At 36.8% G+C, this 19,553-nt stretch carries 17 protein-coding genes and 1 pseudogene; 10 read left to right on the top strand and 8 right to left on the bottom strand.

Annotated elements, in window-relative coordinates; all coding sequences use genetic code 11:
* Positions 1-92 precede the first annotated feature (92 nt).
* The 3 genes from RBH95_RS12290 to RBH95_RS12280 form a co-directional block, all read right to left on the bottom strand.
* Positions 93-245, bottom strand: coding sequence for an SsrA-binding protein (locus RBH95_RS12290; RefSeq protein ID WP_307899887.1), 153 nt, complete (start codon positions 243-245; stop codon positions 93-95).
* 568 nt (positions 246-813) lie between these two features.
* Positions 814-2,787 (bottom strand): M56 family metallopeptidase, encoded by a 1,974-nt coding sequence (locus RBH95_RS12285; protein ID WP_307899886.1) that lies wholly within the window; start codon positions 2,785-2,787, stop codon positions 814-816.
* Between the two features lie 2 nt (positions 2,788-2,789).
* Positions 2,790-3,149: a BlaI/MecI/CopY family transcriptional regulator gene (locus RBH95_RS12280; RefSeq protein WP_307899885.1), complete on the bottom strand. Its 360-nt coding sequence runs from the start codon at positions 3,147-3,149 to the stop codon at positions 2,790-2,792.
* Between the two features lie 172 nt (positions 3,150-3,321).
* Here RBH95_RS12280 and RBH95_RS12275 point away from each other — a divergent pair, with 172 nt between their 5' ends.
* Positions 3,322-4,272 (top strand): calcium/sodium antiporter, encoded by a 951-nt coding sequence (locus tag RBH95_RS12275; protein ID WP_307902255.1) that lies wholly within the window; start codon positions 3,322-3,324, stop codon positions 4,270-4,272.
* 59 nt (positions 4,273-4,331) lie between these two features.
* On the opposite strand, the gene RBH95_RS12270 is transcribed toward RBH95_RS12275, so the two are convergent.
* Complete coding sequence (locus RBH95_RS12270) at positions 4,332-5,345, bottom strand: glutamine synthetase beta-grasp domain-containing protein (protein ID WP_307899884.1); 1,014 nt, start codon at positions 5,343-5,345, stop codon at positions 4,332-4,334.
* Between the two features lie 240 nt (positions 5,346-5,585).
* Between RBH95_RS12270 and RBH95_RS12265 the strand changes: the two genes are divergently transcribed.
* From RBH95_RS12265 to RBH95_RS12230, 8 genes are all read left to right on the top strand, one after another.
* Positions 5,586-7,772 (top strand): glutamine synthetase III, encoded by a 2,187-nt coding sequence (locus RBH95_RS12265; RefSeq protein WP_307899883.1) that lies wholly within the window; start codon positions 5,586-5,588, stop codon positions 7,770-7,772.
* Between the two features lie 225 nt (positions 7,773-7,997).
* Positions 7,998-8,144, top strand: a complete 147-nt coding sequence (locus RBH95_RS12260) for a hypothetical protein (protein WP_307899882.1) — start codon at positions 7,998-8,000, stop codon at positions 8,142-8,144.
* Positions 8,145-8,329: 185 nt separating this feature from the next.
* Positions 8,330-9,508: an AIR synthase related protein gene (locus tag RBH95_RS12255; RefSeq protein WP_307899881.1), complete on the top strand. Its 1,179-nt coding sequence runs from the start codon at positions 8,330-8,332 to the stop codon at positions 9,506-9,508.
* Positions 9,509-9,541: 33 nt separating this feature from the next.
* On the top strand, positions 9,542-10,501 hold the full coding sequence (locus tag RBH95_RS12250; RefSeq protein WP_307899880.1) for a DUF3078 domain-containing protein: 960 nt from the start codon (positions 9,542-9,544) through the stop codon (positions 10,499-10,501).
* Between the two features lie 218 nt (positions 10,502-10,719).
* Positions 10,720-13,269 (top strand): adenosylcobalamin-dependent ribonucleoside-diphosphate reductase, encoded by a 2,550-nt coding sequence (locus RBH95_RS12245; protein WP_307899879.1) that lies wholly within the window; start codon positions 10,720-10,722, stop codon positions 13,267-13,269.
* Between the two features lie 167 nt (positions 13,270-13,436).
* Positions 13,437-14,513, top strand: a complete 1,077-nt coding sequence (gene prfA, locus RBH95_RS12240; RefSeq protein ID WP_307899878.1) for a peptide chain release factor 1 — start codon at positions 13,437-13,439, stop codon at positions 14,511-14,513.
* A 79-nt stretch (positions 14,514-14,592) separates the two neighbouring features.
* On the top strand, positions 14,593-15,408 hold the full coding sequence (gene pyrF / locus RBH95_RS12235) for an orotidine-5'-phosphate decarboxylase (protein WP_307899877.1): 816 nt from the start codon (positions 14,593-14,595) through the stop codon (positions 15,406-15,408).
* Between the two features lie 29 nt (positions 15,409-15,437).
* A complete protein-coding gene (locus RBH95_RS12230) occupies positions 15,438-16,235 on the top strand; it encodes an ABC transporter substrate-binding protein (protein WP_307899876.1) in 798 nt (265 codons plus the stop codon).
* On the opposite strand, the gene RBH95_RS12225 is transcribed toward RBH95_RS12230, so the two are convergent.
* From RBH95_RS12225 to RBH95_RS12215, 3 genes are all read right to left on the bottom strand, one after another.
* Complete coding sequence (locus RBH95_RS12225; protein WP_307899875.1) at positions 16,204-16,431, bottom strand: Lacal_2735 family protein; 228 nt, start codon at positions 16,429-16,431, stop codon at positions 16,204-16,206. The two genes, RBH95_RS12230 and RBH95_RS12225, sit on opposite strands and share 32 nt — an antisense overlap.
* A gap of 81 nt (positions 16,432-16,512) precedes the next feature.
* Positions 16,513-16,734 carry a Lacal_2735 family protein gene (locus tag RBH95_RS12220; RefSeq protein ID WP_307899874.1) on the bottom strand — a complete coding sequence of 74 codons (222 nt, stop codon included), beginning with the start codon at positions 16,732-16,734 and terminating at the stop codon, positions 16,513-16,515.
* 318 nt (positions 16,735-17,052) lie between these two features.
* Positions 17,053-17,763, bottom strand: coding sequence for a DUF4197 domain-containing protein (locus tag RBH95_RS12215; protein WP_307899873.1), 711 nt, complete (start codon positions 17,761-17,763; stop codon positions 17,053-17,055).
* Positions 17,764-17,961: 198 nt separating this feature from the next.
* On the opposite strand from RBH95_RS12215, the gene RBH95_RS12210 reads away from it, so the two are divergent.
* Positions 17,962-18,546 carry a hypothetical protein gene (locus tag RBH95_RS12210; RefSeq protein ID WP_307899872.1) on the top strand — a complete coding sequence of 195 codons (585 nt, stop codon included), beginning with the start codon at positions 17,962-17,964 and terminating at the stop codon, positions 18,544-18,546.
* A gap of 3 nt (positions 18,547-18,549) precedes the next feature.
* Here the strand turns inward: RBH95_RS12210 and purU are convergent.
* Positions 18,550-19,403 (bottom strand): annotated as a pseudogene (gene purU, locus RBH95_RS12205) (formyltetrahydrofolate deformylase).
* Positions 19,404-19,553 lie beyond the last annotated feature (150 nt).

Here is a 19,553-nt window from a genome sequence, read left to right as displayed (position 1 = left end):
CTATGGATTGTAGTTGAGCAACTTTGAAGGTTACTTTCAATGTTAAGTTTTTAAGCTGGTTTTTATTGATGAAGAATAGGTTCTATGGCGGTTTAGTCCAGCGCATTTTTTGTGATATAGGTACGCCAGCCAATAATAGCCAATTGAAGTTTGTTGGCTTTACTTAGGTCTAGTTGCTGTTTGCTAAAACTTGGAAGTAAGAGTTTATTCATTTTTGCGAGGCCCTTAAAAAGTTGTTTTTTCATTCCGCTAAGATATTGAGAACTTAAAAATAGCAAAACTTATTCTAGAACTAAGTTTTACTATAAAGGTGCTAAATTGTTATTTGATAGAGAATATTATATCGATTAAAATTTTCGCAAGAGTTATCATAATTTTTAGGTTTTAAGGGTTAATAAATAGATTCAATTCTTGATTGTTTTTTAAAGATATTGGTTGGAATAGCTTATTTCCAAACGTTTTAATGGAAATTGATGAAATTGGCTTCGAAGTTATAAGTAATAAAATGCTATTTGTTTCAAATTGACATGCTTATATCTTCATTGTTGTTTTTAAATGTAGGCTTTAAGTGTGTTTTGTGTTTTAAAATGTAATAATTGTAGGGCTTTTTTGGGAGGTATTTTGAAACTCTAGGGGAATTATGATCTAAAAAGTGCCATTTTTTAAGGAATTCATCTTTAGGGGAAATAGAGAATGGTGAAAATGTAAGTAGACCAGACCTTTTGTTTTAAGGTGGCGAATGTTGGTTTTAGAGATGGCTATTGGGAGTTAAGGAATAAAAAAAAGTCCCAAGCAATTGTTGGGACTTTTTTGTTAGTTGATCGATTTCACAAAAACGTTGTCTTTGTTTTTGCCAAAGACGATATTTGGAATACCATCGGGGTCTTCAAAAGTGGCACTTGATTTTTTATCGTTTTTGGTGCTTAGGGATATTTTTAGTTTGATAATCTCTCCTGCTTTATTGCGTTTCAGTTTGGAGTATTTTACCGTTACGTTTTTTTTTGCCAAAGCCTCTTTATGTGCTTCCAATGCGGAGTCTGAAGTTTCTTTGGAAATTTCAAAGGGGGCGTAGAGCTCATTATTTCTAATTTCATAAGTTTTGTTTCCTGATGTGTTCCTGATAACGATACTAGAGCCGTCATCTGTAGTCCAAGTATTATTGCCTTTAGTGTTAATGATAATGACCCCTTCTTTTCCTTCTGCGCCATATAATTCAACAGCCTTATTGTCTTTATATACGTTTACAGATTCTATGGCGTTGGGTGCAAGGTTGTGCAATTCTGTAGCAGTGGCCTTTTTTCCGTCTATTATGTAAAGGATGTTGTCTGAGCTTTTTAATTTCATTGTTGTGGCTACCTGGTCGTTTTGGTAGGCATGAATATCTACTGTTTTTCCATTTTTATCTGTCCAAATTGCTTTTGAAATATCTTTAACAATATAAATGGAGTCACTGCTTTCTGGGGAAAAGTAGACATCATTATTTCCCGTTGTTATATTTTGCTTATTAATGATGATTTTTGTCGGAGTTTCTTCTTTTAAGGTGTCTCTGGTAACGAAGTAAATGTTTTTGTCTTCTCCTGAAATGGTTGAGGCTTTCGCTTCTCTCATTGTAGATACTGTTCCAAAACTAAAACCCTTCTCGTTATAGTTGAACACAAAAGGTTTGATGGGTTCTGTACCATTAAGGTTAAAGTTGCTAGATCCCTTTTCAGTTTTGGCCTCGGCAGAAATGGCTATGATTTCCCCTTTGCTATTACGTTCAATATTGCTGAAACTGAGTGTCACACCTTCTTTTTTCGCCGCAGCTTTGACAGTTTCAAATTCCTTTTCAGAGAAATCTTTGGTAATGATAATTTTTAGTTCGGTAGTTTCTGGAGCTCCATTAATAGTGGTTGCTGTTTCAGGAACATTGGGGAGGAGCTCATTGTTTACGTTGGCTTCAACAAGCACGGTTTTGGTATGGAAACTCATTAAAAACCAAGCTAGGACAGGCAGTATCAAACTATACTTCCAGGCCTTTAATTTGTGTGATTTGGATTTGTGTAACATAACGATTCGTTTTTTGATTAATGATGTATAAAAATTGTTGGCCAAGGCCAATTGATGATTTGTAGTTGAGGTTTTAAGCAAAACCATTTGATAGCTCTTTTCACAACGGGCATAATGTTGTGCATTACCATCGGCAATAAATTCAAGGTTTTGGGAAAGTTCTTTTTTGTAAAGCCAAATAAATGGATTAAACCAAAGAAGCGCTGTAGCCAATTGAATGAGCAGTACATCTATAGAGTGCAGTTGTTGTGCATGCACTTTTTCGTGGTTGATGATATGGTGGAGTTCACTTTTGGTAAATTGGGTTGGGTTGTAAACAATACGGTTGAAAAATGAAAACGGCGTTAGATTTTTGTTAGTTTCTATAAGGGTGTATTTGCCAAAAGCTTGTTTTGGATGGTTTTTCAAAAGGAGGAGGAGGGAATTGATTTCAAACAAGAGTTTAGATAAAAAGAATACTACCCCAAGACCATATATCCAAGGTAACACATCTGTTAGTTCCCAGGCATCCTCCAATTCAGTTTGTGCCAACGGTTCTAGGGTGAAATTGGCCGTCACGGGTGCAGGTGTATATTCCACATAAATAGGAATAACGATTAAAGGGAAGATGGCCGCCAAAACCAATCCTAAGATTAAGAATGCGCGGTTGGACTGAAAAAAGGTTTCTTTTTGCAGGAACAATTTATAACAAGCATAGAATAATATGATAATGGCTGATGATTTCAATAAATATTCCATGGTTACGACTTGTTTTCGATTAAGGAAATGATCTCTTTCAACTCTTCAATACTAATCTTTTCTTCCTTGGCAAAAAACGATACCACATTTTTATAGGAATTATTGAAATAGTTTTCAATGGCAGTATTCATAAACTTCTTTTTGTAATCTTCCTTGCTTACAATGGGGAAGTAATGGTGGGTTTTACCGTAGGCTTGATAGCTAACATATCCTTTGTCCTCTAGATTTCTTATAATGGTTGAAAGGGTGTTATAATGTGGTTTGTCTTCTTTTATTTCCGCTAGAACATCTTTTACAAAAGCTTTTTCTAGCTTCCATAAAATGTGCATGATCTCTTCTTCTTTGTTTGTTAACTTTTGCATGGTAAAGGAATTATAGGTTGTTCAAACTTATAACTATTTTTATAGTTATACAACTGCTTTAATAGTTTTTTAACGTAATTTATAGTTGATGTTGTTAAGTGGGATTCAATTGCAAAAAAATACAAGGCGTATCTCTCGATTGTTGGTTATATTCGCAAAAAAATAATTTATGATGAGCATTGTTTGGGTGGTATTGGGATTATTGCTACTTGTGGTTGGTGGAGAGTTTTTAGTAAGATCTTCTGTGGCCTTGTCCTTTAAGTTAAAGTTGTCAAAACTGGTTATTGGTATGACCGTAGTGTCTTTTGCAACTTCAGCACCTGAACTATTGGTTAGTTTGCAGGCTGCCCTGGAGGGCTCTTCCGATATTTCTCTTGGAAATGTAATCGGGTCCAATATTGCTAATATAGGTTTGGTGCTGGGGATTACGGCGCTCATTTCCCCACTTGTGGTTGATAGGGATTTTTATAGGTTGAATTGGCCTATGATGATGATTTTGTCTATGCTACTTTATGCTTTTTTAAGAGAAGATATGTTATTGAGTGCCTGGGAAGGCGTATTTTTTATGTTGGCTTTAACGGTCTTTTTGGTCATCATGATAAGAGATTCCAGAAAGAAGATTAAGGTTAATCTGGAAGAAGTGGACGACGCACTTCAGGAAACCTCAAATTTTAAAATCGTTATTTGGCTTTTAATTGGTGCAGCAGCACTTTATTTTGGAAGCGAATGGCTTGTGATGGGAGCTAAGGAGTTGGCGTTAGCTGTGGGGATCAGTGAATATGCCATTTCTGTGACAGTGATTGCCATAGGGACCAGCGTGCCCGAATTGGCGGCTTCTGTAATTGCTGCGTTAAAAAAGGAAAAAGCCATTTCTTTGGGGAATTTAATAGGATCTAACATCTTTAATATTGCCTCGGTATTGGGGTTGACGTCAATTGTAAAGCCAATAGCTGTAAATCCTGAAACACCTGAAATTCTCTCTACAAATATTTTCTGGATGATTGGGTTTGCGGCTATTTTAATTCCTATGGTATTTACTCCGAAACGATATGAAATAGGTAGGTTAAAGGGGATGGTGTTGTTTGGGGCCTATTTGGTGTTTGTTTATTTATCGGTGTCATAAAAAAAACAAAAGCTTACAAATTAATGTAAGCTTTTGACCATTTATGGTTAAGAACAAATTTAATCCAATACTGCAGATTTTACTGTCTTTACAATTCTACCCGCGATTTTGTATGGGTCTCCGTTGGATGCTGGACGACGATCTTCCAACCATCCTTTCCAACCTTTCTCAACGGTAATAATTGGAATTCTAATTGACGCACCTCTATCTGAAATGCCATAGCTGAAATCGTTGATAGAAGCGGTTTCGTGCTTACCAGTCAAACGTTCGTCGTTGAACTCACCGTAAACAGCAATGTGCTCATCAACAACCGGACGGAAAGCTTCACAAATTTTCATATAAGTTTCTTTGTCTCCACAAGTTCTCAACACAGAGTTAGAGAAGTTTGCGTGCATTCCAGAACCATTCCAATCACCTTTTACTGGCTTAGGATGGTATTCAATATAGTATCCGTATTTTTCGGTTAAACGATCCATTAGGTAGCGAGCAATCCAAATCTCATCTCCAGCTTTTTTAGCACCTTTGGCGAATAATTGAAATTCCCATTGTCCACAGGCAACTTCTTGATTGATCCCTTCAAAGTTCAAACCGGCCTCGATACATAAGTCAGCATGTTCTTCAACGATGTCTCTTCCGTGAGTGTTTCTTCCACCTACAGAACAGTAGTACATTCCTTGAGGACCAGGGTAGCCTCCAATAGGGAATCCTAATGGCAATTGAGTATGCGTGTCCATGATGAAGTATTCTTGTTCGAATCCGAACCAGAAATCATTGTCATCATCATCAATGGTAGCTCTTCCGTTTGATTCGTGAGGTGTTCCGTCAGCATTTAAAACCTCTGTCATTACCAAGTACCCGTCTTTTCTTGCAGGGTCAGGGTAAATAGCAACTGGCTTCAAAAGGCAATCAGAAGATCCTCCTTCAGCTTGTTTTGTTGAACTTCCATCAAAAGACCAAACAGGACAGTCTTCTAATTTACCACTAAAATCTTCTTCAATTTTAGTTTTGCTTCTCATGTTTTGAGTAGGGTAATAACCATCTAGCCAAATGTACTCAAGTTTTGATTTTGCCATTGTGTAAAAATATTATCAATTAATAGGGCAAATATAAAAGTTTTGATATTAACTACCTTTTTTTAGGGGTGATTTTATTAACAGCTGATTAATTTTTTAGTCATACCCTTATTTTTTTAGGGTTATTTCTAAAATGGGGATGTTTTTAAGCTTGAAAATGCGATATTGTTAATAATTATGGTGAAATTACTTTTACCAACAGGTTGCTACAAACTATTTTTGTGGTCTAAATAATTATATATGTCAACATTACGATTTCATGCTGTCAAGGAGTCTTTTGATAGAGTGCCCTTGAAAATGGATTTTAAGGAACGTCGGTCTGCTATTTTTGGTGCAAAGGTTTTTAATGAGGTCGCCATGCGTCAATATCTAACCAAAGAGGCTTGTAATAGTGTCATGGATGCTAGCAGATTTGGATTTAAGATAGATCGTACCATTGCCGACCATATAGCTGCAGGAATGAAAGAATGGGCTATTTCCAAAGGGGCTACTCATTATACGCATTGGTTTCAGCCTTTGACAGGGGCCACAGCCGAAAAGCACGATGCTTTTTTTGAGCCTTTGGGAGGAGGAGTTGCCATAGAAAAATTTGATGGAGGACAGTTGGTACAACAGGAGCCTGATGCTTCCAGTTTTCCGCACGGAGGTATTAGAAATACTTTTGAAGCAAGGGGGTATACTGCTTGGGATCCTACCTCTCCAGCCTTCATATATGAAACGACATTATGTATACCTACGGTGTTTGTGGCTTACACAGGGGAAGCATTGGATTACAAGACCCCTTTGTTGCGTGCCTTGCAAGCAGTAGACACGGCAGCTGTTGCGGTATGTAAATATTTCGACAAAAATGTTAGAAAGGTAAATGCCTCATTAGGTTGGGAGCAGGAGTACTTTTTAATTGATAGTGGTTTGGTGGCTTCCAGGCCGGATATTGTGCTTACTGGGCGCACCTTGTTAGGGCATTCTGCTGCAAAAGGACAGCAATTGGACGACCATTATTTTGGAACTATTCCAAACAGGGCAATGGCTTATATGCGCGATTTGGAAAATGAATGTATGCTATTGGGAATTCCGGTGAAAACAAGACATAATGAAGTGGCTCCAAATCAATTTGAATTGGCTCCAATTTTTGATGAAGCCAATTTAGCGGTAGATCATAACTCTCTTTTAATGGATGTAATGAGTAAGGTGGCCGAACGTCATCATTTTAAAGTCTTGTTCCATGAAAAGCCTTTTATGGGAGTGAATGGCTCAGGAAAACATAATAATTGGAGTTTGGGTACTGATACTGGGGTAAATTTATTGAGCCCGGGGAAAACGCCTATGAGCAACCTTCAGTTTTTAACATTCTTCATAAACACTATTAAAGCTGTACACGATAATGAAGAGTTATTGCGAGCGGCCGTGGCTTCAGCTAGTAATGACCATAGGTTGGGGGCTAATGAAGCACCTCCTGCTATCATGTCGGTATTTATTGGTCAGCAATTGAGCAGTGTATTGAATGAACTTGAGAATGTCACAGACGGAAAGTTGTCTCCAGCAGAAAAGACCGATTTGAAGTTGAATGTTGTTGGAAAAATTCCTGAAATTTTATTGGATAATACCGATAGGAATAGAACTTCTCCTTTTGCCTTTACAGGGAATAAATTCGAGTTTCGCGCTGTTGGTTCCAAGGCTAATTGCGCTAATCCTATGACAGTGTTGAATAGCATTGTAGCGAAACAGTTAATGGACTTTAAGCAGGAGGTTGATGTATTGATTGATAAAAAGAAACTGAAGAAGGATGAGGCTATTTTTAATGTGTTGAGGGAGTATATCAAAATTTCAAAAGCTATTTTATTTGAAGGTAATGGATATAGCGAAGCCTGGGAAAAGGAAGCCAAAAAACGAAAGTTGAGTAACAATAAAACAACGCCTGAAGCTCTTAAGGTAAAAGTGTCTCCTAAAGTTATAGAGCTTTTTGAGGGCTTAGGGGTAATGAATAAGATTGAATCTCAAGCGCGTTATGAAATTGAGATGGAAGATTATATTCACCGCATTCAAATAGAAGGACGAGTTTTAGGGGATATTGCGCGAAATCATGTAGTGCCTACGGCTGTTAGATATCAAAATAGGTTAATAGAGAATGTAAAGGGGCTTAAGGAGATTTTTGGAGCCGAGTTTAAGGATTTGGCAAAAGAACAATTAAATCTTATCAAGGAAATTTCAGGTCATATTGAGGCTATAAATGCCAATGTAACTAAAATGATTGGAGTAAGGAAAGAGGCTAATAAAATTGAAAAGATAGATAAAAAGGCGTTGGCCTATTGTAACACCGTAAAACCATTATTTGATGGAATAAGATATCACTGTGATAAATTGGAATTATTGGTGGATGATGAACTATGGCCGTTAACTAAATATCGTGAATTACTTTTTGTTAAGTAGTTGATAATGTGCTGTTTAAGTTTTGTTTTTAGAGACGATATAGATATGTTTCTTGTTTGGGCTACGTAATAATACGTACATGAAACTTGTTGGTAGTGCATTTCATCTTAGTATTTTACGAATAATCGAAATTATTGGTTTTTGGGGATAAAAAAGCAGTGAAACATTTACAAATGCAGACATAATTTGTTACATTTACAATGCTATTAATCAATTATTTGTAAAATGAAGAAGTTACTGCTAAGCGTAGCCGTACTCTTGTTTGCTACATTGTTGTTTTCCCAGGAAGACTCCGAAGATGTTAAAGACGATTTGAAAAAAACGGACAATATAGTTTCGGTTCAGAAAGGGAAGTCTCCAACCGATATGTAACATTCTTTTACTGCTACAAGATGTATTTAAAACTTAAGTTTTTAGTTTAATGTTTTAGTACGAAAAAGACAAGTAAATTACTTATTAATTTATTTGTCTTTTTTTTCTGTTAAAAGCCATAAGTAAGTCCGGATTCCTCTGAAAAATAAATTACAATCCTTATTTTTGTGCCATAATTAGATTTCATGAGCCAAGATATAAGTAAAAGATACGCGCAAAGAGGTGTTTCTGCCTCCAAAGAAGATGTCCATAATGCAATTAAGAATATTGATAAAGGGTTGTTCCCTAAGGCTTTTTGCAAGATTGTGCCTGATTTTCTTACCAACGATGAGGATTATTGTTTGATCATGCATGCTGATGGTGCGGGGACCAAAAGTTCCTTGGCCTATATGTATTGGAAAGAAACCGGTGACGTGTCTGTTTGGAAGGGGATTGCTCAAGACGCATTGATCATGAATATTGATGATCTTTTATGTGTGGGGGCTACGGATAATATCATGTTGTCTTCTACAATTGGTAGAAACAAAAACTTGGTTCCAGGGGAAGTGATTTCTGCTATTATCAATGGAACGGAAGAATTGATTTCAGAATTAAAGGATTTTGGAGTAACGATTCACTCAACAGGTGGGGAAACTGCCGATGTTGGAGATTTGGTACGTACCATTATTGTAGATTCTACGGTTACAGCTAGAATGAAGCGTACTGATGTTATAGACAATGCTAATATAAAGGCTGGTGATGTGATTGTTGGATTGTCATCTTCTGGGCAAGCTAGTTACGAAAAGGAGTATAACGGTGGAATGGGAAGTAATGGTTTAACATCAGCCCGTCATGATGTGTTCCATAAATATTTGGCAGAAAAATTCCCAGAGAGTTTTGATGCTTCTGTACCAGAGGAATTGGTGTATTCTGGGCAAGTGAAATTGACTGATGCTGTTGAAGATTCTCCCTTAGATGCTGGAAAGTTGGTATTGTCGCCAACAAGAACCTACGCACCAATTATCAAAAGAATTTTGTCAAAATATACCAGTGAAAATATCCATGGAATGGTGCATTGTTCTGGTGGAGCCCAAACTAAGGTATTACACTTTATAGATAGCCTTCATGTGATTAAGGATAATTTGTTTCCTGTACCACCCCTGTTTAAACTAATCCAAGAACAATCAAAAACCGATTGGAAAGAAATGTACCAAGTGTTTAACTGTGGTCATAGAATGGAATTGTATGTCTCTCCAGAAATTGCCGAGGATATTATTGCTATTTCGAAATCTTTCAATGTCGATGCCCAAATTGTTGGAAGGGTAGAGGCTTCGGAAAATAAAAAACTTACAATAGAAAGTGAATTTGGAACGTTCAACTATTAATGAATTTTAATCTATTATAAGTTTTTGGTTTTGATGAAAAATGTTCTAGTTCTTTTTCTAATTCTTTTTGTGCAAAGTGTTTGGGCGCAACCCGATTCATTATTTGTAAAAAGAGAAATTAAACATGATGTTAAACCAAAATGGACCCAGAGTAATAAAGTTGGTTTTGATCTTAGCGAAGTAGCCTTCGTTAATTGGAACTCTGGGGGTAGTAATTCTATATCTGCTTTATTGGGGCTGGTGTCTAATTTAGGATATAAGTACAAAAACTTTTCATGGCAGTCTGTCGGAACCTTGCGTTATGGAATCAATAAGCAGCAAGGGCAGGAAATGAGAAAGACGGATGATGTAATAGAACTAGTGTCTAATCTAGGGTATCGAAGGGATACCTTAACCAATTGGTTTTATTCGGCGCGGTTCAATTTTAAAACGCAGCTTACCAACGGTTACAAATATCCAGAAACCAGTAAACCGATTTCCCAATTTATGGCGCCCGGTTATCTCTTTCTAGGAGGAGGTGTCGAGTATGGAAAAAATATAGAAAAGCTTTCTTTTTATTTTTCGCCAATGACGTTTAAGTCTACATTCGTTTTGGATGAGGCGTTGGCTAATGCGGGATCTTTTGGTGTGTCACCAGCTGTTTTGGATTTAGAAGGTAATGTGATTAGTCCCGGACAACGGGTTAGGACAGAAATGGGAATATTGTTTACCAATGCCTATGAAACGCCGGTTTATGAAAATATCAATTTAATTAACCGTCTTAGTTTATATACCGATTACATCAATAGTTTTGGAAACATTGATATAGATTGGGAATTACTTCTAAATTTTAAGGTCAATAAATATGTCAAGACCAGTTTTGGGTCGCACCTCATTTACGACAACGATGTTAAAAATCTGGAAGCCACAGAAGTTGAAGGGGAATATGAAAAAAATGGAGCCCGTATTCAATGGAAGCAACTCTTGGGAGTTGGTGTCGTTGTGGCTTTTTAGACTAAGAATTGTTATTCTGACAAAAACAAGCCGTTTTTATTATTTGTCAACTTTTTGAAATTTATTATTTTTTAATTATTTGATTATCAATAAATTAACAAGTGATTATTGATAACTTTATTTTTTGTGATGTAAAGGGTGTTTTAAAATAATCTACTTTTACATCTAGAAAATCATTCCGATTTAAATAACCTTTTCTAATATAAAACTCAGCTATTATGAAAGTCGATACTTCTCCAGTGTCCAAAAGAATTTATACTCAAGAAGAAGCATTTCAAGCTTCATTAGACTATTTTAAGGGTGATGATTTAGCCGCTCGCGTATGGGTGAATAAGTATGCTTTAAAAGATTCAGATGGTAATATTTATGAGCTCACTCCAAATGATATGCACAGGCGAATCGCTAGTGAAATAGCAAGGATAGAAGCCCGTTATCCTAATGCTATGAGTGAAGAAGAAATTTTTGATTTAATCAAGGATTTCAAGTACATCGTGCCACAGGGAAGTCCTATGGCAGGGATTGGAAATAAATACCAAGTAGGGTCTTTGTCCAACTGTTTTGTAATTGGTAACGGAGGAGATTCTGATTCCTATGGAGGAATCATGAAAGTGGACCAAGAGCAGGTGCAGTTAATGAAACGTCGTGGAGGTGTTGGGCACGATTTGTCGCACATCCGTCCTAAAGGGAGCGATGTCAAAAACTCGGCTTTGACCTCTACAGGAATCGTTCCTTTCATGGAGCGCTATTCAAATTCAACAAGAGAAGTAGCACAAGACGGACGTCGTGGAGCTTTAATGTTGTCTATTTCTGTTAACCATCCAGACTCTGAGGCCTTCGTTGATGCAAAACTTGAGCAGGGAAAAGTTACAGGAGCCAATGTTTCTGTAAGAATCGATGATGAGTTCATGAAAGCCGTTAAGGAGGGGACTGAGTACAAACAAACCTATCCTATTTTTAGTGATAACCCACAAGCAAGCAAAACAATCGACGCGACTTCGCTTTGGAAGAAAATTGTTCACAACGCATGGAAATCAGCTGAGCCGGGAATTTTATTCTGGGATACCATTGCTAGAGAGTCTATTCCGGATTGTTATGCCGAGTTTGGTTATAAAACAGTATCCACAAACCCATGTGGAGAGATTCCTTTATGTCCTTATGATTCTTGTCGATTACTGGCCATCAACTTATTTTCTTATGTAGAAAATCCATTTACGGACACTGCTTCTTTCAACTTCGAGTTGTTCAAAAAGCACGTAGCCTATGCACAACGCATGATGGATGATATCATTGACCTGGAATTGGAGAAGATTGATGTAATCCTAGCTAAAATTGATGCCGATCCAGAATCTGATGAAATCAAGGCTATCGAAAGAAACCTTTGGTTGAACATTCGTCAAAAGGCTTACGAAGGACGTCGTACAGGTATTGGTATTACGGCAGAAGGAGATATGTTAGCTGCCTTAGGGATTCAATATGGATCTGAAGAAGGAAATGCTTTCTCTGTAGAAGTTCATAAAACATTGGCCATTGCGGCTTATAGAGGATCTGTGTATACAGCTAAGGAACGTGGAGCTTTTACAATTTACGATGCTGAACTTGAAAAAGACAATCCATTCATTTTAAGATTGAAAGAAGCTGATGAAAAGCTTTACTATGAAATGATGGAATACGGGCGTCGTAACATTGCTTTGTTAACTATTGCTCCAACGGGAACTACAAGTTTAATGACGCAAACATCTTCTGGTATTGAACCTGTATTCTTACCAGTTTACAAACGTCGTAGAAAAGTAAACCCTAACGACAAGGAAGCTCGCATAGACTTTGTTGATGAGGTAGGTGATTCTTGGGAAGAGTACGTGGTATTCCACCACCGCTTTAAGCAATGGATGCAAGTTAAGGGACATGATATTACAAAAAATTACTCACAAGAGGAATTGGATGAATTGGTAAAAGAGTCTCCATATTATAAGGCTACTTCCAATGATGTAAATTGGTTGAGTAAGGTGAGTATGCAGGGAGCTGTACAAAAATGGGTAGACCACTCTATTAGTGTAACTATTAACTTGCCAAGTAACGTTTCGGAAGAATTGGTAGGTGAACTGTACTTGAAAGCTTGGGAAGTAGGTTGTAAAGGTGTAACCGTTTATAGAGATGGTTCTCGTTCTGGTGTATTGATTTCTAATTCAGAAAAGAAAGAAGATGAAAACGAAACGTTGACGGCATTCCCAACAAAGCGCCCTCAAGTATTGGAAGCTGATGTGGTAAGGTTTCAAAACAATAAGGAAAAATGGATTGCTTTCATTGGTTTGATTGAGGGACAGCCTTATGAAATTTTTACAGGTTTAGCCGATGATGAAGATGGGATCTTGATTCCAAGATGGGTTACGGACGGTGTAATCATTAAAAATAGAAATGAAGACGGTACGTCTCGTTACGATTTCCAATATCAAAACAAAAGAGGTTACAAAACCACTATTGAAGGCTTATCTCATAAATTCAACCCAGAGTTCTGGAACTATGCTAAGTTAATCTCTAGTACCTTGCGTCACGGTATGCCAATTGAGAAGATTGTTGACTTGATTAACAGTTTGCAATTGGACGGTGAGTCTATTAGTACATGGAAGAATGGGGTAGTAAGAGCTATCAAACGATACGTAGAGGATGGAACCAAAGCCAAAGGAAAATGTTCCAACTGTAATTCAGACAACTTGATTTACCAAGAAGGTTGTTTGACCTGTACAGATTGTGGATCTTCCAAGTGCGGATAGAGCATAAATAAGCATTAAAACAAAGAGAGCACCTTTATTTTGAGTAAAGGTGCTTTTTTTTATTTTTTTTGAATCCCTTTAAATGCCATGCGAAACGTATTTGTGGATATTATCAATTCAACAATTCATAAATTATCGTATTTTTGCGGCACAATTTAAAAAGGCAAATGTTAGATAAATTAAATATCGTAAAACAGCGTTTTGATGAGGTCAGTGATTTGATCATCCAACCTGATATTATTGCAGACCAAAAGCGTTATATACAATTAAATAAAGAATATAAGGACCTTAAGTTGTTAGTTGATAAGCGTGAAGAATATAAAACGCTGATTGATAACCTTAAGGAGGCTGAAGAGATTCTTGCCGATGGAAGCGACCCTGAAATGGTAGAAATGGCCAAAATGCAGCTTGAAGAGGCTAAGGGGAGTATTCCTAAAATGGAAGACGAAATCAAGTTCCTTTTGATTCCTAAAGATCCGGAAGATGCTAAAAACGCAGTGATGGAACTTCGTGCGGGAACAGGAGGAGACGAGGCCAGTATTTTTGCCGGGGATTTGTTTAGAATGTACACCAAATATTGTGAGAGCAAAGGCTGGAAAGTAGATGTTGTAGATTATAGTGAAGGGACCAGTGGTGGTTTTAAAGAGATTCAGTTTGAAGTTTCGGGAGAAGATGTTTACGGAACCTTAAAGTTTGAGGCAGGTGTGCACCGTGTACAGCGTGTACCTCAAACCGAAACACAGGGACGTGTACATACAAGTGCTGCTACGGTAATGGTATTTCCAGAAGCAGAGGAATTTGATGTGCAAATTGACCCTAAGGATGTAAGAATTGACTACTTCTGTTCTTCTGGTCCAGGAGGTCAGTCGGTGAATACTACCTATTCTGCGGTGCGTTTAACGCATATTCCAACAGGTTTGGTGGCGCAGTGTCAGGATCAAAAATCACAGCATAAAAACAAAGAAAAAGCCTTTAAGGTATTGCGTTCGCGTTTGTACGATCTGGAGTTGGCCAAGAAGCAGGAGGAAGACGCTGCAAAACGTGGCAGCATGGTGTCGTCTGGAGACCGTAGTGCCAAGATTAGAACTTACAACTACCCACAAGGTCGTGTAACTGATCACCGAATTGGGTTGACCCTTTACGATCTATCCAATATTGTGAATGGAGATATTCAAAAAATAATTGATGAATTGATGCTTGCTGAAAACACTGAGAAGTTGAAAGCAGGTGACGATGTCATCTAAACCATAACAATTAGCCTCTTTTTTGAGGCTTTTTTGTGCCTAAAAATTTAAATCAAAATAACGCTATAAATTAAGTATTGTGACCACAGAGCAACTTGTAGAACAGATTAAAATAAAAAACTCTTTCCTATGTGTAGGGTTGGACGTAGACCTTAACAAAATTCCAACTCATTTGCTTAAAGAAGAGGATCCTATATTCGCTTTTAATAAAGCTATTATTGATGCTACACATGACTTGTGTGTGGCTTACAAGCCTAATATTGCGTTTTTTGAAGCCTATGGATTGAAAGGGTGGCAAGCTTTGGAAAAGACCATTTCCTATATTAATGAAAATTATCCTGAGCTATTTACCATAGCTGACGCCAAGCGTGGTGATATTGGTAATACAAGCACCATGTATGCCAAGGCTTTTTTTGAGGATTTAGCCTTTGATAGTGTTACCATTGCTCCTTATATGGGAAAGGATTCTGTGGAACCGTTTTTAGCTTTTGAGGATAAACATACAATATTACTCGCCTTGACTTCCAATGAAGGAGCTTTTGATTTCCAAACAAAGCTTATAGAAGGAAAAGAATTGTACAAGCATGTTTTGGAAACCTCAAAGACTTACAAGAACTCAGAAAACTTAATGTATGTAGTGGGGGCTACCAAAGCAGAATATCTTGCTGATATTAGAACCATTATTCCAAATAGCTTCTTATTGGTACCTGGTGTTGGAGCGCAGGGAGGTAACTTACAGGAGGTGTGCAAATATGGTATGAATGATCAAGTTGGTTTGTTGATCAACTCTTCAAGAGGAATTATTTACGCATCTAAAGGTGAGGATTTTGCCGAGGCTGCAGCTAAAGAAGCAAAGGCACTTCAAGAGCAAATGCAAGAACTTTTAAAGGTCTAAATAGTCAAAAATTAGCTTCCTCCGTTGCAATGAATATTTACAAAGATCAGCTATACCGGTCTGTTGTTTTACATGACAAACCCAAGCGCATAGTGTCTTTGGTGCCAAGCCAAACAGAACTGTTATGCGATTTGGGCTTGAAAGACCACTTAGTTGGAGTGACCAAGTTTTGTGTGCATCCAAGGAGTATTCGGGATGAGGTGACGGTGGTTGGGGGAACCAAGCAAATTCACTTGGACAAAATAAGGGCACTTCAGCCAGACATTATTCTGTGTAATAAGGAAGAGAACACTTTGGAGATTGTGCAGGAATGTGTAAAGATAGCTCCTGTGCACATTAGTGATGTGTTAGGGTTTTCGGATTGCTTGGAACTAATTGGTATGTATGGCAGTATCTTTGGTGTAGAAACTCGTGCTACGGAATTACAGGAGCGCTTGCAGGCTCAGCTTTTAGATTTTAAAGAGTTTGTGGAAGATTACCCTCGATTTAGGACGGCTTATTTTATTTGGAAATCACCTTGGATGGTAGCTGCCAATGATAGTTTTATAAACTATTTAATGGAAATTCAGGGATTTGACAATCACTTTGGTCATTTATCAAGGTATCCAGAAATTCAGATTGATGAAAGTTCTTTGGAAGGTGTCGAGCTTATTCTGCTATCCAGTGAGCCTTACCCGTTTAAAGAGGACGATACCAACATTTTAAAGGACATTGTGCCCTCTGCCAAAATATTATTGGTAGATGGAGAAATGTTCTCATGGTACGGTTCAAGGCTCACCCAAGCATTTGTGTACTTCAAAAGGCTGCATCAAGAGTATTTGAGCTAATACCTTTAAGGCGCGAGATTCTTCTTCTAAGTTTTGAAGCTTCATGGTATAACACGTCGCTCAGTCCAGAATCGGTTTGTGTTAGATTATATGCTTCTTCGATGAAATTGGAATGTTTTCTTTCCAAATCGTTCAGACTGGAAACCTTCTCAAGGTTTGGTCTGATGGTTCCTACTTTACAGAAATGTTTGTTCATTTATTTGTTGCTTTTATATACTATAAATACGCCCCTATGAGGGGTTTAGATGTGTTGGGTTAGTTAAAAAAATGTAAAATTTCAACTTAAAGGAGCAGGAGGGGTAGGGTGCTGAGACAGTTCCCTTTCTCTGCTAAGATACTTGAGGCGATTAAGTTTGTTGAGCAGCTTAATGGCTTTGTATTCTGAAATGTCGCTAAGTGCCGAATCTGTTTGACGTAAATTGTAAGCCTGCTCGATAAGTTCTTTGTATTTCGTAAGGAGCTTTTGCTGGTAGCTTTTTAATTCGGACGACGTTTTCATTTCTACAACAATTAAGGAATTTAAATATATTTAAAATATTGTTAATCAACAAGTTAAATTATTGCTTTGTTTATAAAAAAATCGGCCTTCGTATGAAGACCGATCTAAAACTAACTTACTAATTCTAATTTTGTGAAGAAACTTTCATTTTTTTGCTAACACTACAAAGATGGTACATTTTACAAAAACTAATGTTATGTAAATATTAGGTTTGGATTAACTTTCATTTAATAACTTATGGATAATGAGTTGGTTAAAATTGAAATGTATATCGTTGTGCCAAAAATAGAAACGTCTGATTTATTTTTAATAAAGGTATTAGTCTTGCATAGCAAAAACATCCTGAAGCAAATCTGTTGTTCTAGAGGAAATATCTGTCCTAATATTAGATTCTTCCACTGCAATCATGGTGTAGACGCCATCCAAGGCTTCTTTGGTAACATAATCGGTAAGGTCTGGATTGACATCTTTTGTAAAGGGAAGGTTGTTGTATTGATCAATTAAAGTTTCCCAAATTTTATCAGCGCCTACTTTTTTAAAGGATGCATTAATAACTGGATGGAACTTCTGATAAAGCTCCGTTTGGGTTTTGTCGGTTAAATATAAGGTAGCTGCATTGTCTTCTCCCATAAGGATGTTTTTGGCATCATTAAAAGTAATTTCCTTTACGGCATTGACGAAAATAGGCGTGGCTTCGCTCACGGCATCTTCAGCAGCTCTATTAAGTACTTTTACCCCTTCGTCGGCCAATTTGCCGAGGCCCATATTGCGCAATGCCTTATCGACCTTTTGAATGTCTTCTGGAAACAAGATTTTTACTAGTTCGTTTTTGTAAAAACCATCCGTCTCTGTGAGTTTGTCTACTTGTTTTTCTATTCCTTGGTCTAAAGCTTGTCTCAGCGCTTCTGCTATATCGGCATTACCAAGCACTTCTTCTGTGCTGGTAGGGAGTTTGTTAAAAAGTTCTTTGAGTTGAGCTTGAGTGTTTAGAGAAATTAGACAAATAAAGAGTGCAATAAGTTTTTTCATAGGGCTTCTAATTTAATGGTTTCAAAAATACAAAAGTGGTTCCATAATTTTTGGATAGCTAAAGATTATGTTTCAATAGAGAATATTAATCTTTGAAATTGGAGTGTTGATTATTAATTATTAAATTTATACAAAGTGTTTTTGTTGATATTTTAAATTTACCTCAAATAAAATGTCAAATATGTAATTTAAGAGTGTATGGAAACTCATGGTTTAAAAGTGGTAAGCATTTATAGTAAAGGTTATAAAAAGCATTTGCTTATATCAAACTCAGAGGTCACAACCTTAGGGGCGTTTCTTAAGGGGGTTATCAAAGATGAGGTATTGGTTATCAATACGAACCTCGGTGTGGATATTTATTATCAAGCTATTGTTGATCATACTAATTTAATTGTAGATGCTTTTTTACTTTTGAAGACTTGCAATGGACAGCATCGTGAGGAATTTATCATTAAATCATTAAATCATCAGGATGCTATTGTAGATGAAACCCAAAGATTTTTTTTGAAGCTCATCAAAAATCCCTTGTTATTTAGAAATTACTCGAAGAGCTTGACTCATCAAATTAAAAATCATTACCATCCATCTTCAAAATTAATTAATCAATTGCTCTCACTGTGGAAACGTGAACTTATTAAAGTTCCTCAAAGCATTTCCAGTGAAACAACCTCCCATTTATTACCCCTCATTATGTCGCTTACCGCATCCAATATTGAGGAGGACAGCCAACCGGTGGTCGAGGCCTTGATACGCGAGGCTATGAGCTCCCGAAATAATAATTAAACCTTATGAAAAAATTACGGTCTTGTTGTTGTAAACAAGAACCTTTCTGTTTATGTGCAATTTTATGGCATTGGAAAGCACAATCTTTTCTAAATCTCTTCCTTTGGCAATAAAGTCGGCAATAGAATGTGTGTGGGATACGCTGGTGACATCTTGGGCAATTATAGGGCCAGCATCAAGATCATCTGTAATATAATGACTTGTTGCTCCAATGATTTTAACCCCTCTTTTTATGCCGAATGGTATGGTTTAGCACCAATAAATGCAGGTAAAAAAGAATGGTGTATATTGATGATTTTATTTGGGTAGTGATTTATAAGCTTTTGCGATACAATTTGCATGTAGCGCGCTAACACAACAAAATCGACTTGGTGTTGAGTCAATAGTTCCAATTGTTTTTTTTCTGCATCTACCTTAGATTCCTTACTCACTGGAATATGATAAAACTGAATATTAAAACTTTTGGCTATCGGTTCTAAATCTTTATGGTTGCTTATTATAAAAGGAATATGAACCTGTAATTCTCCAGAATTATAGCGCCCGAGAATATCATAAAGACAATGGTCGTATTTAGAAACAAAAATGGCCATGTTAGGAAGGTCATTATTGGTATACATACGCCATTTCATATTAAATTTTGTAGATAAGGAAATCTCAAAAGCTTGTTTAAAAGTATTCTCTTGAAATAGGTCTTCTCTAAAATCACTTTCTAGACGCATAAAAAAAATGTCTTGTTCACGATCTACATGTTGGTCTATATACACAATATTTCCATTGTTGTTGGCAATAAAGTTTGTAACGGAAGCGATAATTCCAGGTTGATCCTTGCAATGAATTAAAATGGTGATTTTTGTCATGACAAAAGCTTTTGGAGAGTATTAAAATTAGTTGAAAATCATCAAGCTCACCGTTATTCTCAATCGTTTTAGATAATTTGAGATAAACCGGTTATTTTTTTGAATTATCCTTAAATTTGCGATTCGAAAATCAAGACAAATTATCAAAGA

It is taken from the genome of Mangrovimonas sp. YM274, from assembly GCF_030908385.1.
Taxonomy (GTDB): Bacteria; Bacteroidota; Bacteroidia; order Flavobacteriales; family Flavobacteriaceae; genus Mangrovimonas_A.
The sequence above is the reverse complement of the archived record's forward strand: the minus strand, read 5'-3'. Positions and strand labels throughout refer to the sequence as shown.

Excerpts from the sequence above, each read along its gene's own strand:
- RBH95_RS12255 (WP_307899881.1), top strand. The coding sequence starts at position 8,330 with ATGAGCCAAGATATAAGTAAAAGATACGCGCAAAGAGGTGTTTCTGCC.
- RBH95_RS12285 (WP_307899886.1), bottom strand. The coding sequence starts at position 2,787 with ATGGAATATTTATTGAAATCATCAGCCATTATCATATTATTCTATGCT.
- RBH95_RS12290 (WP_307899887.1), bottom strand. The coding sequence starts at position 245 with ATGAAAAAACAACTTTTTAAGGGCCTCGCAAAAATGAATAAACTCTTA.
- RBH95_RS12230 (WP_307899876.1), top strand. The coding sequence starts at position 15,438 with ATGAATATTTACAAAGATCAGCTATACCGGTCTGTTGTTTTACATGAC.
- RBH95_RS12215 (WP_307899873.1), bottom strand. The coding sequence starts at position 17,763 with ATGAAAAAACTTATTGCACTCTTTATTTGTCTAATTTCTCTAAACACT.
- RBH95_RS12225 (WP_307899875.1), bottom strand. The coding sequence starts at position 16,431 with ATGAACAAACATTTCTGTAAAGTAGGAACCATCAGACCAAACCTTGAG.
- RBH95_RS12245 (WP_307899879.1), top strand. The coding sequence starts at position 10,720 with ATGAAAGTCGATACTTCTCCAGTGTCCAAAAGAATTTATACTCAAGAA.
- RBH95_RS12270 (WP_307899884.1), bottom strand. The coding sequence starts at position 5,345 with ATGGCAAAATCAAAACTTGAGTACATTTGGCTAGATGGTTATTACCCT.
- RBH95_RS12265 (WP_307899883.1), top strand. The coding sequence starts at position 5,586 with ATGTCAACATTACGATTTCATGCTGTCAAGGAGTCTTTTGATAGAGTG.
- RBH95_RS12220 (WP_307899874.1), bottom strand. The coding sequence starts at position 16,734 with ATGAAAACGTCGTCCGAATTAAAAAGCTACCAGCAAAAGCTCCTTACG.
- RBH95_RS12260 (WP_307899882.1), top strand. The coding sequence starts at position 7,998 with ATGAAGAAGTTACTGCTAAGCGTAGCCGTACTCTTGTTTGCTACATTG.
- RBH95_RS12280 (WP_307899885.1), bottom strand. The coding sequence starts at position 3,149 with ATGCAAAAGTTAACAAACAAAGAAGAAGAGATCATGCACATTTTATGG.
- RBH95_RS12210 (WP_307899872.1), top strand. The coding sequence starts at position 17,962 with ATGGAAACTCATGGTTTAAAAGTGGTAAGCATTTATAGTAAAGGTTAT.
- RBH95_RS12250 (WP_307899880.1), top strand. The coding sequence starts at position 9,542 with ATGAAAAATGTTCTAGTTCTTTTTCTAATTCTTTTTGTGCAAAGTGTT.
- RBH95_RS12275 (WP_307902255.1), top strand. The coding sequence starts at position 3,322 with ATGAGCATTGTTTGGGTGGTATTGGGATTATTGCTACTTGTGGTTGGT.
- prfA (WP_307899878.1), top strand. The coding sequence starts at position 13,437 with ATGTTAGATAAATTAAATATCGTAAAACAGCGTTTTGATGAGGTCAGT.